Below are 14,216 nucleotides of genomic sequence, written 5' to 3' on the forward strand. Positions count from 1 at the left end.
CGGGCCGCAGCAGACCGATCAGCGACTTCAGGAAGACCGACTTACCGGTACCGGACGGACCGAGGAGAGCACTGACTTCACCCTTCGGCAGGGTCAACGACACATCTCTCCAGATCCGCTGCGAACCAAATGATTTGGTCAATCCCTCGACCGAGACCTCAACGCCCATCTGCTCCACCTTTCTGTGCGCCGGTACTCATACCGGTGTCAACTCTGTGATCAGCCATGTGCCGTTCGCCTGTTCGACGCGAACCCGTACCCGACTTCCGTCGAGTTTCGTGTCGGGTGCATCGGTACTCGTCGTGCTCTGATTGATGAAGAGCAACAATTCCGCGCTGTCGATATCGGACTCGACAACTGCGGATTCGAGGACCGTCGCACTTGTGACAACCTGACGTTCACGGGCCGAGGGGACGATCACTGCCGACCCGACTTCCTGGAACTGACCGGCGAAATCCCCACCGAGGCTTGACTGTAACTCTGAAAAGTGCTGCTCGACGGTATCGAAGTCGTACGACAGAAGCTTCGGAACCACCTCGACTGCGAAGGCCCGCCCCTCCGCCGCCGAGTCCGCACGCGCGTCCCCGTGTACATCGCCGCGGACGACGAACACCGCACCGATCGACGCGACGGTGGCGAGCCCACACAGCGCGGCGGTGAACAGTCGTCTCGCCCGCCTCGACGCCGGCCGCACGCGGACCATCACCCCACTCATGCGACGAACTCCACGTTCGAGACGAGCCAGCGACCGTCGATCTTGTCGAGCGTGATCTTCATTCGGTACACGCGAACCTCTCCGTCCGGAGCCTCGTTGTTCTTGACGGTCGACGTCACGGCCGCCAGCACAGTCGACTGCTCGTCGCTCGCGTCGACTATGCCGACCGACCTGACCTCACCGGTCGACTCGACTCCCCCATCTGACAACAGAGAACCGAATCCATCTGCAGCAGAAACGAATTGCTCCCGAAAATCGCCGGTTGTACCGTCGATGACCCGACCCAGATCGGCATCGGCGGTCTGGCTCCCGAGCGTGACCAAGCTGACGGCCATCGTCGACGCGACATCGAGAACATCTCGATTCCGCCTCTCGTCGTCGACTGTCGAACGCCAGGACAGCGAGGCCACGACACATACGACGATCGACACCAGCGCCACGACCGCGACGAGGATCGTCCCACCGACTCCGATCCACCGCGTGGACGCTCGCTCCTCGACCGCTGCCGTATCGACGGCAACATCGTTGTCGGCAACGGTATCGTCGGCGATGGCGTCCTCGGCCGTACCGCTCACGTCGTCGTCGGGTGTGCACTTGCTTTCGTCTATGCGAACAGTGCTTGCCATGTCGGGTCCTCCTGATCGTTGTTCACCGAGTCGATGTTGCCCAGCCGATACACCTCACCGTCCGGAGCCCTGAAGCGTCCCGTGAACGGGTCGTAGGGCACCGATGCAACGGCAGGGCCGGTCTGTGTGAACGACGCTGGTGTCGCTTCCGGGTCGGACCCGTCGGGTGCACCGGGCTCCGTCGCCGGGACATCGGCGGCCGGCGGCGATCCCGCGGACGGGATGTAGGGCGCTCCTGGCCTTGCCAACATCTGCGGCCACGTAGACGGAAGTCCTGCCGGGCATTCGGACAGTTCGCCGGTGCGTACCGAAGGATCGGTGGCGCAGGGAGCATTGCGTGCACCGCGGACAACGCGGGCGTCGTCCTGCGGCAGCTTGCAGTAGGGATCGGCCGCGGGTTCGGCGGGCGACAGGTCGCCTGGATCACGACGCGCAGTGTCGTACCCTTCGGTGCACGGCAGGGGGTTCGCCGTGTTACCGAGCTTGATATCGAGCGGCCCCTGGCCGTAAACCAAGTCATCGCCTTGGAAGCCCTGGTGCATATGGTTGATCGACGCAGAGACCGCCGGATACACCACGAGCAATTGGCGTATTCCAGGGATGTTCACGCGCGCGACCTCACCGACGGACTGGAGGTTGGCCAGAAGTACCGGAAGGGGCGATTCGAGGTCCGACAGCGTTCCGTTGACGGCATCGAAGAACGCCGGCCCCTGGTCCAGTACGGCTCGAATCTGCCCGTCGTCCATGGCCAGTTGCTGGGTGAACGAGCTGAGATTCGAGCTGAACGAGGAGATGTCGGCACCGGATTCGTTGATCTGGCCCAGGACCGGCTCGGCGTCGGCGATCAATCTCTCGGTGGGCCCGATGTTCGCCTGGGCCAAGGAGATCAAAGGCCGTGAGGAGTCGATCAGCGTGCCCAGCGACGGACCGAGTCCGTCGAATGCAGCGAAGGACTCGTCGACCGTCGTGCGCAGGTCGTCCTTCGGTAGCGAATCGAGCAGGGTGTGCACCTCCTCCACGACCTCCGAGGACGGAGTCGGAACAGACGTGCGGGACATGCCGATCGAATCGCCGTCGGAGAGGTAGGGCCCCTCGCTCGTCGCAGGCACCAGGTCGATGTACTGCTCGCCGATAGCGGAGATGCTCTTGACGATTGCCTCGGTGTCGGACGGGACATCGATTCCGGACTGCAGTTGCAACGTCGCGACGGCCTCGTCGAGGTTCACCTTCAGCTCGGTCACCACGCCGATGTCCACACCGCGGTATGTGACAAGCGAATTGACGTACAACCCACCCGCACTCTCCATCTCCGCTTGGACCGTGTAACGCCCGATTCCGGAGTACCGCTGAAGACCCATGTAGGAGAACACCGCATATCCGACAGCCAGCAGACCTATGACACCGAACACCAACAGCTGGACACGTACCGTGCGTGTTCTCATCGCCTGCCTCCCTGAATTTGGCGAAGGATGTCGTCGACAGTCGGTACGACCGGTCCCGCGACCACCGGAACCATCGGTGACAGCAGCGGATCGGCCGCCTGTCGAGCAGGATTGAGCTTGATCAACTCGTCGACAGGAATACTCCCGAGGACCTTCCCGCCGATGGTCTCCGCCGACACATCCAAGGTGAGGAACAGGTTCATGTAATCTCCTCGCAGCGCCTTGTCCGCCGTCATCACCGGGAACGGGATAGTGGTAGCGATCTTCAGTGCCTCGGGCACAGAACCCGCCGAGGCCGACAATTGCGCCAACGTGGGCTCGAGTGCAGCGATGTTCGCACTCAGATCGGCACGGGAATCCTCCAGTACCTGCGTCGCCGCAGTTCCGAAATCTCCGAGCCGAGTCAGCATCGTCGTGAGCTGAACTCGCTGTTTCTCGACGACGTCGAATGCAGGTCCGAGCGAATCGATTCCTGCCTCGAGGGTCGCGGACTGCCCTGCCAGGCTCCCACCCAGCCGATCCAGCCCGTCGATGGCCGCGACGATGTCCGCCCGCTGGTCGTCGAGACCGGTGACGAATGTGGTCAGCGTGTTGGTCAAGGACCTGAGCGAAGTCTCCCTACCGCCGATCACACGATTGAGTTCGGTTGTGACCGTCTGGATCTGCTGCAATCCGGATCCGTTGAGCACCAAGGACAACGCTGACAGAACCTCCTCGGTGGAGGGGTACTGACTGGTTCGCGACAGCGGAATGACATCCCCGTCCGACAACCGGCCGTTCGGGGCTTCGTCGACCGGAGCTGTCAACTCCAGATACTGCGAACCCAACACGCTGGTTTGAGCGAGCTTCGCCGTGACGTTGGCTGGGAGCTCGACGTCACTGTTGATGTCGAGTGTCAGTATCGCAGTCCAGTTCTCACTCGCGATGCCGCCGATGTTTCCGACCACGACGTTGTCCGCTTTCACCGGAGAGTTTCCGACGAGGTTCTGGATGTCAGCCAATTCGACCGTCACCTCGTACGTGTCTCCGCTGACACCGTTGCCCGGCAACGCGATCGAGTTGACGCCGTCGAAACGGCACCCGCTCACCATCGCGGCCACGACGGTCGCCGAGAACAGACTTGCAGCCACTCGGCTCCAACGACCGCGCTTCATCGCGTGCCCGCCTCGGTGACAGCGCCGGCGAGTCCACGGCCCATGGAATCGGTGGCTTTCGTGCATTCGTCCGCCGGTGCATTCGCCGTCGTGAGAAGTGCACAGATCAACGAGCGAGGGTCGGGCGCGTCGGCGACTGCCAGCGCACCGGTGAGCGAGTCCGACTTCTCGTCGTAGATGTTGTAGAAGTTGGACATCGCAGTCGGTGCAGTGTGCAGAATCTGCGCGAGCGTGTCCTCCTTGTCGACCAGGAGGGTGGTCAAGGTATTCAGCTTGGAGACATCGTTGTTCAACAACTCACGATTGTCGTTGACGAACGACGTGACCTCGGCGAATGTGGTGGACATGCTCGACAGCGTCGCATCGAGTTCGGTGCGATTGTCGTTCAGGAAACCGGACAGACCCGCAAGTTCGCTACTGAACCCGACGATCCGATCGTCGTTCGCGGCGAGAGCGGAAGTCACTGATTGCAAATTCTGCACGGTCGCGAACAGATCGGGACTGCCTGAATCGAGCGTGTGGACGGCCTCGGAGAGCGTGACCAGTGAATCGTGCAACGTCTGGCCGTTTCCTGCCAGGGTGTCCGCGGTCGTGCTGACGAAATCTGTCAGAGCACCGTCGGGATTCTCGGGAGTCCGTCCGACGTCGCGAGCGAGCGTCACGACCTGTTTCTTGATCTCGTCGAACTCGACCGGGGAGGCGGTCCTCTCCAGATCGATGATGTCGCCGTCTTGCAGCGTCGGCCCACCTGAATACACCGGTGCCAGTTGGACGTAACGACCTGTGACAAGCGTCGGCGCAACGATGACGGCGCCCGCATCCACCGGGACCGGATTGTCGTTGTCGTATGACATGTCGACACGTACGCGATCGCCTTCGGGCGTGATCTCGTCGATCGAACCGACCTCGACCCCGAGAATCATCACACGGTCACCCACATACAAGCCGGCCGTGTTGGTGAAGTATGCAGACACGTGGTTGGTACCGACACGCTGTGCAACAGCACCGGTCGTCAGTACGACGACAGCCGCCAGAGCCGCAGCGACAACCAGTAGATACGGGCGCGGCCGGGGAAGGGACAATCCAACCCGCTTCATCGTGGACCTCCGAGGCTGCCGGGGAGTTGACCGGCAAGATTGGCGGGAAGAATGTTGTGGAGCAGAACGCCGAAGAACGGTCCACTTCCGACCACGTCGTTGATCTGTGTCGCATAGCGCTGCAATCCGGTCAAAGAAGCGTCGATGTTCGCGGAGTTGTCGTTCAATGTCTGTACGAGTTGGTCGAGTTGCGCCAGCGTCGGTCCGAGCGTGCCTCGATTCTCCTGCGCCAGAGCAGTCAATTCGTCTGCGATGGCGCGGGATCGAACAAGAATCCGATGGATGTTCGACGATCTGTCGTTGAGCATCGCGAACAGTCCGCGGCCTTGGTCGACCAGTGTCGCGACCTGCTGATTTCGGTCGTTCAGCACGCCCGATACGTTTGCGGCGCGGTCGAGCATCTCGCGGAGTTCTGCGTCACGACTGGCAACAGTGTCCGAAAGCCTTCCGAGGCCGGACAATTGAGTCTGCAGGTCGGACGGAAGAGCCTCCTCGACGGCCGAGACCTGCTCGAGTGCGCCCGACAGGTCGACGGTATCGGTCTTCGATACCGTATCGGTCACTTCCTCGAGCGATCGTGTGATGTCGTATCCCGACGAGGTGTTCTCGACGGGGATCGTGCCGCCCCGTTCCAGATCGTCGGGCGACGTCCCCGCCGTGAGCTCGACGAATCGGTGCCCGAGGACCGTCTCGACCTTGATCGCGGCCGTGGTGTCGGCCGTGAGACGCACAGCACCGGGGTCTGCATCGAATCCGACCGACACAGTTCCGTCGTCGAGCTGGATCGAACGGACTTCGCCGACCACGACCCCTGCGACCTGAACCTCGGCACCCTCGCTCAACCCGGACGCATCGGAAAACTCTGCCTGGTAAATGTCCGTTCCACGCAGGAACGGGATCGATTCGTAGGTGAAGCCGACGACGAGAGCGAGTACGAGCACAACTGTGCCGATAATTCCGAGTCGGACCTCGTTCGTCCTCTCAGGACCGGTGGAACTCATCTACTTACACCTTTCTGCGGGCGCAGTGAACATCGGCGAGACATCACCGGGTCCACTCCCGTACTTGACTGCCAGCCCGCAGACGAAGAAGTTCACGAAATTTCCGTAACCCGAGGCCCGGCCGGTCAACCTGTAGGTCTCGGGCAGCTTGGACAGGACGAGGTCGAGCGTGTCCGTCTGCGCGTTGAGCCTGCTCGCGAGAACACCGAGCGATTCGATCTCGGGACGCAGGCGTGGTCGGTTGTCGGTCAACACGTCCGAGAAAGCCGCGGTGAGGTCGTCGATCTTGACCAGCGAGCCCGCGATGGTCTCCGAATCTCCGTTGAGCCCGCCCGCAACATCGGTCAAGCGGTCGACCAACAACTTCAGAGTGTCGCCCCGGCCGTCCACCGCCGCGAGGGTCGTGTTGAAATTCGTTATCACACTGCCGATTGCCGCATCGCGATCGGCCAAGGTATTCGTCAGCGAACCCAATTCGCTGACCAGGTTCCCGATGGCGGACTCCTGACCGTTCAGAACCTCCACCAGCGAGCTGGACAGCCTGTTGGTCTGGTCTGGATCGAGCCCTTGCAGCAGCGGCCGGAATCCATTGACGACCTGATCGAGATCCAACGCCGGGGTGGTCCGGTCGAGAGGGATGGGTTCGGTGAGCGGACTCGGATCCGGTCTTCCCCGAGCCAAATCGAGGTAGCGATCACCGATCAAGTTCTTGTACTTGACCGAAGCCTCGGTGCCCGCACCGAGGGCGTGGTCGGTATCGACGTCGAACGACACCAATGCTGTTCCGTCGGAGAGCAATTCAACATCGGAGACCTTGCCGCTGGGCACGCCTCCGATTCGGACGTCCTCACCGTTGCCCAATCCCGATGCATTGCTGAACACCGCCTGATACGAATGGGTGCTTCCGAATCGGAGGTTCCCGACGACTGCTGCCACTCCCAGTCCGGTCACCGACGTGATCACCACGAATGCGACCAACTTGATTCCGGCACTTCTGCTGCTCATCGACCGCCTCCAGGCATGAACTGCGCGAACGGGTTACCGATCAGATCGGCAAACGTTCTCGCTTCCGAGTAGGCATGACTACCGTCGTCGAAGTCCGTGTGCGGTTGCGGTGCAGTCCAGTCGTAGCACTTGGCCGGACCGTCGGCGGCGACGATCGGTAGATCCTCGGGTGCGGTGTAGGGCGGGTCACCCATCAACAACGTCCCGAGAATGTTCAGACCCGGATTGGCGCTGCCCCCGACTGTCCGTTCGAGGTACTTGTTGGTTTGCGCAAGGCTGTCGAACAAACACGGGAAGGAAGGTGCGCGCTCGGACAACAAACCGGTCGTCGGTGCGAGAGTCTTCACCGATTGGAGCAGCGGGTTTCCGGCGGCGTCGAAGAACGCCTCGCCGCGGTTCCCGAACTCGGTGAAGCTCAACAGGAATGCCGACAATTCAGATTCCTTCTCGGTGAGGGTGTTACCGGTGGTGGTCAGGTTGCCCACGGTGTTCAACAGTTCGGGAGACGCTTGCGCGAGTATGTCGGCACTCTGCGCACCGGCTGTGAGATCGCGCTGCAGTACCGGCAGACTTCCGTTGAATCGCCCGAGGTAAGCGTCGAGTTCGACGAGCATGTCGCCCAGATCCCCGCCGCGACCGTCGAGCGAGGTGGCGAGCGCGTTCAGTGAGGCGTTGACCTTCTGCGGTTCCACAGCGCGCAGCACTTTGACCAACGAGGCCAGCAGATCGTTGACCTCGGTGGGCACCGACTGCGACTCGAGCACCGTTCCGGTCGAGATCGACCGCATGGATCTCGACTCGGGCGCGGTCAGCGAAATGAACTTGCGCCCGAACAGAGTGGTGGGATCGATTGTTGCAACCACATTCTCGGGAATCGTTCGTGCGTACTCCGAGCTCAGATCGACTGAGACAACGGCACGTCCGCCTTCGACGGAAACCTCGTCGACCCGCCCCACTACGACATCACGCATCTTCACGTCCGAACCGGACTCGAGCATGAGACCCACCCTCGAGGACCACACCGTCACGCGCACAGTCGAATCCAGCGCACCTCGATACAGCGCAATCGACAGCGCGGTTGCACCGATCAGGATCAGCACTCCAGCCAGACCCAGCATCACATCGACGTTGCGCGAATGTTCACTTCGAGCGGCACTCATCAGCCCGACACCCGCACTGCCCCGGATGTCCCGCCGTACACAGCGATTCCTATCAGGAGATCGATCGCCATGATGGCGATCAAAGACGTTCGGACGGCTCGGCCGACCGCCACACCTACCCCTGCGGGACCGCCGGCGGCGTTGTAACCGTGGTAGCAGTGCACGCACATCACCACGACGGCCATCGTCAGCACTTTCACTGCTGACCACACAACGTCACTCGGTACGAGGAACACATTGAAGTAGTGATCGAAGGTGCCGCCCGCCTCACCGACCATGTACACGGTGACCAGACGCGTTGCCGCGTACCCGACGAACAACGCAACGCAGTAGAGCGGGATGACAGCTATTATGCCGGCGGCGACTCGGGTGGCCACCAAGTACGGAAGAGACGGAATCGACATGGTCTCGAGCGCATCGATCTCCTCGCTGACGCGCATCGCGCCCAGTTGGGCCGTGAAGCCTGCACCGACGGTCGCAGTCAAGGCGATACCGGCGATCACCGGGAGTGCTTCACGGGTGTTGAAGAAGGCAGAGATGAACCCCGACAGCGCGCCCAGGCCGATGTGCCCGAGCGACGTCGAACCCTGTTGCCCCACTTCGTATCCGACGGCAGTGGTCAACATCGTGACGACAACCAACGTGCCACCGATGACGGCGAGTGCGCCCGAACCCATACTGACCTCGGCGAGCAGGCGGACCGTTTCGGACCTGTAGCGCTGCACCGTTCGAGGAATTGCGGCGATGGTGCGACCGTAGAACGACAGTTGTCGTCCCATGTTCTCGAGTTCACGGATCGGTGCGCCGGCCGCCCTTGCCAGCACGGTACCCGGCCCGTCCGTGCGAGTTCCTGCAGTTGTCGCCACTGTTTTCCTGTTCGTCGTGGGGATGGTGGGTGAGGTCTCGGTCAGTGAAGCGCAATGGTGGTGATGACCGAGTTCGCGAGGAAGAGAAGAAGGAAACTGAAGACGACCGTCTGGTTGACGGCATCTCCGACGCCCTTGGGCCCACCCCGAACACCGAGCCCCAAATGACAGGCCACCAAACCGGCCAGCATTCCGAATACAGCCGCTTTGATCTCGCTGATCATGAAATCGGGTACGCCGGTGAGAATGGAGATCGAAGTGAGATACTGCCCCGGCGATGCGCCCTGCATGTACACCGTTGCGATGTATCCGCCCACCAAGCCCACTGCAGACACCAAGCCGTTGAGAAAGACGGCAATCACGATCGAAGCCAATACCCTTGGCACACAGAGCCGGTGGATCGGGTCTATGCCGAGCACCTTCATCGCGTCTATTTCTTCACGAATGGTCCGCGACCCCAGATCGGCGCAGATTGCGGTCGATCCGGCACCGGCGACCACGAGAACCGTTACCACCGGCCCGATTTCACGAATTATCGCGACGCCTGCACCTGCCCCCGACAGATCGACGGCGCCGATTTCTGCCAACAGAATGTTGATCTGATACACGAACATCATGCAGAAAGGAATCGCCATGAGTAGTGCAGGCATGATCGACACGCTTGCGATGAACCATGCCTGCTCCAAGAATTCGCGCACATGGAACGGCCGCCGAAACATTCCCCTGAGTGTGGCGATGGACGTGGCGTAGAAGCCACCCACGGCCCGAGGGGCAACCGCAAGGTTGGCTTGCCACCGAGGCTGTTTCGAGGTCGTCACCACGTTGGGCTCGACCGGGGCGACAGCAGGCATAGTCATAGAGCTATCCAGGCCTTTCGGACTCGACTCGAAGCGGACGTTCCGGCACACGACTCACAGGATTCGAGGAAGAAAATCCGATCGAATCCGCTCCGGCCAGACGCTTGCAGGACCGCCCGAAGGGGGGCCGTCCGTGTTGCACGATGCAATAGAACCACCCCCCGAAGAGGGCTACAGCCCCCCTTGGGACTGTCTTAGTACCTCTTTGGGGGCATGGCGTGCGTCACACTTCAGAGTGTTGATTCACATCACTCGAGTCTTTCGGGGGACCACCTGGTTGGCTACGTTCTGCACTGTGCCTGCTGGTCGGGCGGAACCAGAATCATCGCCCATTCTTCGTATCCGCCACACGCGTGTTCGCATCATCACTCGGATCGACGAAGATGTCGTACGAGATCGGTGGCACCCCACCGTATCGGGCAAGGTCGGTCTTGCCTGCGCTAGCGAGGACGTCGACGTCGATCAAGGTACGACCGCTCAGCTCCCCCTTGGTCTCGGGCAAGATCTCGATTGCGGCATCCGCCATGACTTCCGGTGAGCGTGAGTGCAGAACTCCGTCCTTGCCGCCGAGAAGATTCTCCACGGCAGCGGCAGCGGTAGCGATGGTGCTTCGGGGCCACAGGCAGTTGCTCGACAGCTGAGCATCCGCATACTCCGCCGCGAAACCCAGTGCAGCAAGCGTGATTTCGTATTCGGCGAGCATGCATCCCGGATGCTTGCCCAGCCACTCCCGGGTCTTGGCCAACAACACGATATTGCCGCTTCGGCTGCCAACGGCCGGCGCGATGGCGAGGCCGATTCCCCGGCTGCCGCCGGACATCACCAGAGTCCGGCCTCGAAGCTCGAATTCGTCATACTGGATCAGTTCCGCTCTGCAACAGCAGAATCGACCGACGCAAAGTTCGGACGGCGCCTGTTCAGGAATGCGTCGACGCCCTCGCGTCCTTCGGCACCGCCCGCCGCCCATCCGATCGACGCGGCCTCGGCGTCCAGGTGGTTCGAGAAGGACGCATTCACGCCCTCGTCGACGAGCATCGTCGTTGCACGAATCGCGGCACGGGGGCCACTACTGATCCCCCCGGCCAATTCTCGGACCAGATCCCGCGCCCTGCCGTCGTCGACGATGCGGCTGACTGCGCCGAGGCGATGAGCCTCGTCGGCGTCCATGGATCTCTGGGTCAGAAACAAATCGAGGGCAACCGCCCGGCCTACTGCGCGGGGCAGCGCCCAGGACAGGCCACCGTCCGGGGTGAGTCCGACCGCTCCGTATGCGGTTCGAAATTTGGTCGATGTCTCCGCGACGCAGATGTCGCCGAACATCGCGAGGCTCATCCCGGCTCCCGCGGCCCAGCCCTGCACACCGACGACGATCGGCACATGCAGAGCGCGGATCGCGCGGATCGATCGATGCAGCCGATCCGCCAGTTCGGACACGTACTCACCTGGATCCGCGGCTGCCGAAAAGGCGGAGAGGTCGCCGCCCAAACAGAAGTTCTTGCCCTCGGCCGTCAGCGCGATACATGTGGTGTTCGGATCGATCGAACCGACAGCGTCCCAGAGCTCGTCCGTGAAATCGAAGTCGATGGTGTTCCCGCCACCTGCGTTCACGAGCTCGATCTCGGTCACCGTTCCCAGCGGACCTCGATCGGGATTGATACGGACGCGATTGGTCATCGTCGAGTTCTACTTTCTACGGTTCGGCCCCGTGCCGAAAATCAGCGGTGGCAGGGCGCGGGACGGACCGAGCGGCCGACGAAGGCCCTGTGTAGTCGAGGAAACCACTGCACACTCCACCGGCCCAGTCCCCTTTCGGGCCGTCTTACTAGCCCCAAAGAGTCATATCGCCCACCACAGGTCGGCGAACGCAGTCGCGACTCGGAATTATGAGGACGCCTCGTTCGTTGAACCCCACGTATCGACCGATAAAGAGCTAGGAGAGCAACGATGTCTGCAGCCACCGAAACCGCCATCCTCGCCGGAGGATGCTTCTGGGGAGCCGAAGAGCTCGTCCGCAAGCTCCCGGGAGTGATCTCGACCCGCGTCGGCTACACCGGCGGCGAGGTCCCGAACGCGACGTACCGCAACCACGGTAATCACGCCGAGGGCCTCGAGGTCGTCTACGACCCCACCCAGACGACGTACCGCGATCTGCTGGAGTTCTTCTTCCAGATCCACGACCCCACCACCAAGAACCGTCAGGGCAACGACATCGGTGCCAGCTACCGTTCGGCGATCTTCTACCTCGACGACGAGCAGAAGCGCGTCGCCGAGGACACCATCGCCGACGTGGACGCCTCGGGTCTGTGGCCGGGCAAGGTCGTCACCGAGGTGACCCCGGCAGGAGATTTCTGGGAGGCAGAGCCCGAGCACCAGGACTACCTGCAGAAGTACCCCGAGGGATACACCTGCCACTGGGTGCGTCCGGAGTGGAAGCTGCCGCGTCGGGCAACCGCCTAGGAGCGGCTGCGCCGCACGTGAGTGGAACTTCGACCCCTGCTACGAAGTTCCACTCACAAGGACGGGTTACGCAGATCCGTCATGTCCAGAACGAATCTGTACCGAACGTCGTTGAGCGTCAACCGATTCAACGCCTCGTTCACCTGAGCGGACGGCATCGTCTCCACCTCGGCGACGATGCCGTTCTCGCCGCAGAAGTCGAGTAGATTCTGGGTGTACTTTCGTCCGCCGCTGCCCGCGGACGCCAGGCTCTTTCGTCCGATCAGCAGATCCAGCACATCGACCGTCGTCGAGCCGAGATAGCCGACCGCACACAGCGTTCCGTCGAGCGCGAGGCAGCGCAGGTACGGCGAGAGATCGTGATCGACCGGAACGCAGTCGATGATCAGGTCCAGCGTTCCTGTCCGTGATTGTATGTCTTCCGCATCGGTCGACACGACGACGTGGTGGGCTCCCAGCCTCGTCGCATCGCTGACCTTGGTTGCGCTGCTGGTGAATACGGTGACCTCGGCACCGAGAGCTCGTCCCAGCTTGACCGCCAGGTGGCCGAGTCCGCCGATTCCCGCGACGCCGAGCCTGACGCCAGGGCCGACGTTCCATCGCCGCAAGGGCTCCCACACCGTGATTCCTGCACACATCAGCGGCGCGACGCCGGCCGGATCCAGGTTCTCGGGGCGGTGGTAGACGAACTTGTCGCGCACCACGTACTCGTCGGCGTATGCACCGCGAGTGACGGATCCATCGTGCCGATCGTGACCGCCGTAGGTGAGCGTCGGGAATTCGCGACAGAAGTTCTCCTGCCCGGCTGCGCACATGTCGCACGTGCCGCACGAATCGACGATGTTTCCCACCGCAACCGCGTCGCCGACGGCGAAGTCGGTGACCCGGGTGCCGATTTGGGTCACTTCGCCGACGAACTCGTGTCCGGGTACCACCGGGAAGTCGCCCGGACTTCGCGTCGAGTGCAGATCGGTGTGGCACACCCCGCAGTAGGTCACCCGCACCGCCACGTCGTCGCCGCGCAGTTCTCTTCGCTCGAAGTTCCATCGCTCGAGTGGCGTCGTCTCGTCGACGGCTCGATAACCGGTCGTTGCTCGCATGTGCACTCTTTCTCGAAACGTAACCAACTGGTTGGAAACGTTAGCCGCTGCTCCGACGGTTTTCAACCAACCAGTTGGAAATGTAGGGTCGGCCCATGGGAGATTCGACCGCCACGCGCGCCCGACTATTGGCGGCGGCCACCGAGGAATTCGCGACACACGGGATTGCCGGCGCACGTGTGGACCGCATCGCGGCGGAAGCGAAGTCGAACAAATCCCTGATCTACAGCTACTTCGGCAACAAGGACGCCCTGTTCGACATCGCGTTCGACACACGAGTCGACACCGATATCGAGAACATCGTCTTCACCCCGGACGACCTACCGGGCTACGCGGTCAGGCTCTACGACATGTATCTCGACGACCCGACGCTGGTACGACTGCTGACGTGGGCACGTCTCGAGCGCACCCCGGCCGGGCCGCTGTTCGACCGCAGACCAGGACACGACGACGAGAAGTACGCGATGATCGCCGACGCCCAACGGACCGGACTGCTGGTGGACGACGTGGACGCCGCCGACATCTGGTCGATGCTCATCGCGCTGGCCGGGACGTGGGCTCAGGCGGCGATCATCCATACAGCCGACCGCAGCGAACCCGCTGCCGCCCACGATCGACGCCGGGCCGCCCTCGCCGCCACTGTCGGGCGGGCGTTCTGCCACTCCCCGCATCCGGCAGAGGCAGAACTACCGCGCACAGCGGTGCCGAACTTGCGACACTGATCCGGTGACCTCCG

At 62.3% G+C, this 14,216-nt stretch carries 15 protein-coding genes and 1 pseudogene; 2 read left to right on the plus strand and 14 right to left on the minus strand.

Annotation, left to right across the window (positions count from 1 at the left end; genetic code table 11):
* From CH302_RS19660 to CH302_RS19720, 13 genes and pseudogenes are all read right to left on the minus strand, one after another.
* Positions 1-169, minus strand: a 169-nt coding sequence (locus tag CH302_RS19660) for an ATP-binding cassette domain-containing protein (protein ID WP_141216693.1), incomplete at its 3' end; no start/stop codon positions are given.
* Between the two features lie 27 nt (positions 170-196).
* Positions 197-715 (minus strand): hypothetical protein, encoded by a 519-nt coding sequence (locus CH302_RS19665; protein WP_037187150.1) that lies wholly within the window; start codon positions 713-715, stop codon positions 197-199.
* Positions 712-1,341, minus strand: a complete 630-nt coding sequence (locus CH302_RS19670; RefSeq protein WP_052047293.1) for a hypothetical protein — start codon at positions 1,339-1,341, stop codon at positions 712-714. Before CH302_RS19670 ends, CH302_RS19665 begins: the two co-directional genes overlap by 4 nt.
* Complete coding sequence (locus CH302_RS19675; RefSeq protein ID WP_037187147.1) at positions 1,320-2,783, minus strand: MCE family protein; 1,464 nt, start codon at positions 2,781-2,783, stop codon at positions 1,320-1,322. The genes CH302_RS19670 and CH302_RS19675 overlap by 22 nt, the downstream gene beginning before the upstream one ends.
* Positions 2,780-3,937, minus strand: coding sequence for an MCE family protein (locus tag CH302_RS19680; RefSeq protein ID WP_037187145.1), 1,158 nt, complete (start codon positions 3,935-3,937; stop codon positions 2,780-2,782). Before CH302_RS19680 ends, CH302_RS19675 begins: the two co-directional genes overlap by 4 nt.
* Positions 3,934-5,034 (minus strand): MCE family protein, encoded by a 1,101-nt coding sequence (locus tag CH302_RS19685; RefSeq protein ID WP_052047292.1) that lies wholly within the window; start codon positions 5,032-5,034, stop codon positions 3,934-3,936. The genes CH302_RS19680 and CH302_RS19685 overlap by 4 nt, the downstream gene beginning before the upstream one ends.
* Positions 5,031-6,035 carry an MCE family protein gene (locus CH302_RS19690; RefSeq protein WP_037187143.1) on the minus strand — a complete coding sequence of 335 codons (1,005 nt, stop codon included), beginning with the start codon at positions 6,033-6,035 and terminating at the stop codon, positions 5,031-5,033. The genes CH302_RS19685 and CH302_RS19690 overlap by 4 nt, the downstream gene beginning before the upstream one ends.
* Positions 6,036-7,040 carry an MCE family protein gene (locus tag CH302_RS19695; protein ID WP_037187141.1) on the minus strand — a complete coding sequence of 335 codons (1,005 nt, stop codon included), beginning with the start codon at positions 7,038-7,040 and terminating at the stop codon, positions 6,036-6,038.
* Positions 7,037-8,200: an MCE family protein gene (locus CH302_RS19700; protein WP_037187139.1), complete on the minus strand. Its 1,164-nt coding sequence runs from the start codon at positions 8,198-8,200 to the stop codon at positions 7,037-7,039. Before CH302_RS19700 ends, CH302_RS19695 begins: the two co-directional genes overlap by 4 nt.
* Complete coding sequence (locus CH302_RS19705) at positions 8,200-8,979, minus strand: MlaE family ABC transporter permease (RefSeq protein WP_037188699.1); 780 nt, start codon at positions 8,977-8,979, stop codon at positions 8,200-8,202. The genes CH302_RS19700 and CH302_RS19705 overlap by 1 nt, the downstream gene beginning before the upstream one ends.
* A gap of 128 nt (positions 8,980-9,107) precedes the next feature.
* Positions 9,108-9,785 carry an MlaE family ABC transporter permease gene (locus tag CH302_RS19710; protein ID WP_230596178.1) on the minus strand — a complete coding sequence of 226 codons (678 nt, stop codon included), beginning with the start codon at positions 9,783-9,785 and terminating at the stop codon, positions 9,108-9,110.
* A gap of 460 nt (positions 9,786-10,245) precedes the next feature.
* A pseudogene (locus tag CH302_RS19715) lies at positions 10,246-10,653 on the minus strand (hypothetical protein); the annotation flags it as partial.
* Between the two features lie 131 nt (positions 10,654-10,784).
* On the minus strand, positions 10,785-11,597 hold the full coding sequence (locus CH302_RS19720) for an enoyl-CoA hydratase/isomerase family protein (RefSeq protein WP_037187137.1): 813 nt from the start codon (positions 11,595-11,597) through the stop codon (positions 10,785-10,787).
* A gap of 270 nt (positions 11,598-11,867) precedes the next feature.
* Here CH302_RS19720 and msrA point away from each other — a divergent pair, with 270 nt between their 5' ends.
* On the plus strand, positions 11,868-12,380 hold the full coding sequence (gene msrA, locus CH302_RS19725) for a peptide-methionine (S)-S-oxide reductase MsrA (protein ID WP_037187136.1): 513 nt from the start codon (positions 11,868-11,870) through the stop codon (positions 12,378-12,380).
* A gap of 53 nt (positions 12,381-12,433) precedes the next feature.
* On the opposite strand, the gene CH302_RS19730 is transcribed toward msrA, so the two are convergent.
* Positions 12,434-13,480, minus strand: coding sequence for an NAD(P)-dependent alcohol dehydrogenase (locus CH302_RS19730; RefSeq protein WP_037187134.1), 1,047 nt, complete (start codon positions 13,478-13,480; stop codon positions 12,434-12,436).
* Between the two features lie 95 nt (positions 13,481-13,575).
* Here CH302_RS19730 and CH302_RS19735 point away from each other — a divergent pair, with 95 nt between their 5' ends.
* Positions 13,576-14,202 carry a TetR family transcriptional regulator gene (locus tag CH302_RS19735; RefSeq protein WP_052047289.1) on the plus strand — a complete coding sequence of 209 codons (627 nt, stop codon included), beginning with the start codon at positions 13,576-13,578 and terminating at the stop codon, positions 14,200-14,202.
* Positions 14,203-14,216 lie beyond the last annotated feature (14 nt).

This window comes from Rhodococcus sp. 15-2388-1-1a (assembly GCF_002259145.1).
Taxonomy (GTDB): domain Bacteria; phylum Actinomycetota; class Actinomycetes; order Mycobacteriales; family Mycobacteriaceae; genus Rhodococcoides.

What these genes read in the sequence shown, in the direction of transcription:
- CH302_RS19665 (WP_037187150.1), bottom strand. Translation starts at nt 715, where the DNA reads ATGAGTGGGGTGATGGTCCGCGTGCGGCCGGCGTCGAGGCGGGCGAGA.
- CH302_RS19670 (WP_052047293.1), bottom strand. Translation starts at nt 1,341, where the DNA reads ATGGCAAGCACTGTTCGCATAGACGAAAGCAAGTGCACACCCGACGAC.
- CH302_RS19675 (WP_037187147.1), bottom strand. Translation starts at nt 2,783, where the DNA reads ATGAGAACACGCACGGTACGTGTCCAGCTGTTGGTGTTCGGTGTCATA.
- CH302_RS19680 (WP_037187145.1), bottom strand. Translation starts at nt 3,937, where the DNA reads ATGAAGCGCGGTCGTTGGAGCCGAGTGGCTGCAAGTCTGTTCTCGGCG.
- CH302_RS19685 (WP_052047292.1), bottom strand. Translation starts at nt 5,034, where the DNA reads ATGAAGCGGGTTGGATTGTCCCTTCCCCGGCCGCGCCCGTATCTACTG.
- CH302_RS19690 (WP_037187143.1), bottom strand. Translation starts at nt 6,035, where the DNA reads ATGAGTTCCACCGGTCCTGAGAGGACGAACGAGGTCCGACTCGGAATT.
- CH302_RS19695 (WP_037187141.1), bottom strand. Translation starts at nt 7,040, where the DNA reads ATGAGCAGCAGAAGTGCCGGAATCAAGTTGGTCGCATTCGTGGTGATC.
- CH302_RS19700 (WP_037187139.1), bottom strand. Translation starts at nt 8,200, where the DNA reads ATGAGTGCCGCTCGAAGTGAACATTCGCGCAACGTCGATGTGATGCTG.
- CH302_RS19705 (WP_037188699.1), bottom strand. Translation starts at nt 8,979, where the DNA reads ATGGGACGACAACTGTCGTTCTACGGTCGCACCATCGCCGCAATTCCT.
- CH302_RS19710 (WP_230596178.1), bottom strand. Translation starts at nt 9,785, where the DNA reads ATGTTTCGGCGGCCGTTCCATGTGCGCGAATTCTTGGAGCAGGCATGG.
- CH302_RS19720 (WP_037187137.1), bottom strand. Translation starts at nt 11,597, where the DNA reads ATGACCAATCGCGTCCGTATCAATCCCGATCGAGGTCCGCTGGGAACG.
- msrA (WP_037187136.1), top strand. Translation starts at nt 11,868, where the DNA reads ATGTCTGCAGCCACCGAAACCGCCATCCTCGCCGGAGGATGCTTCTGG.
- CH302_RS19730 (WP_037187134.1), bottom strand. Translation starts at nt 13,480, where the DNA reads ATGCGAGCAACGACCGGTTATCGAGCCGTCGACGAGACGACGCCACTC.
- CH302_RS19735 (WP_052047289.1), top strand. Translation starts at nt 13,576, where the DNA reads ATGGGAGATTCGACCGCCACGCGCGCCCGACTATTGGCGGCGGCCACC.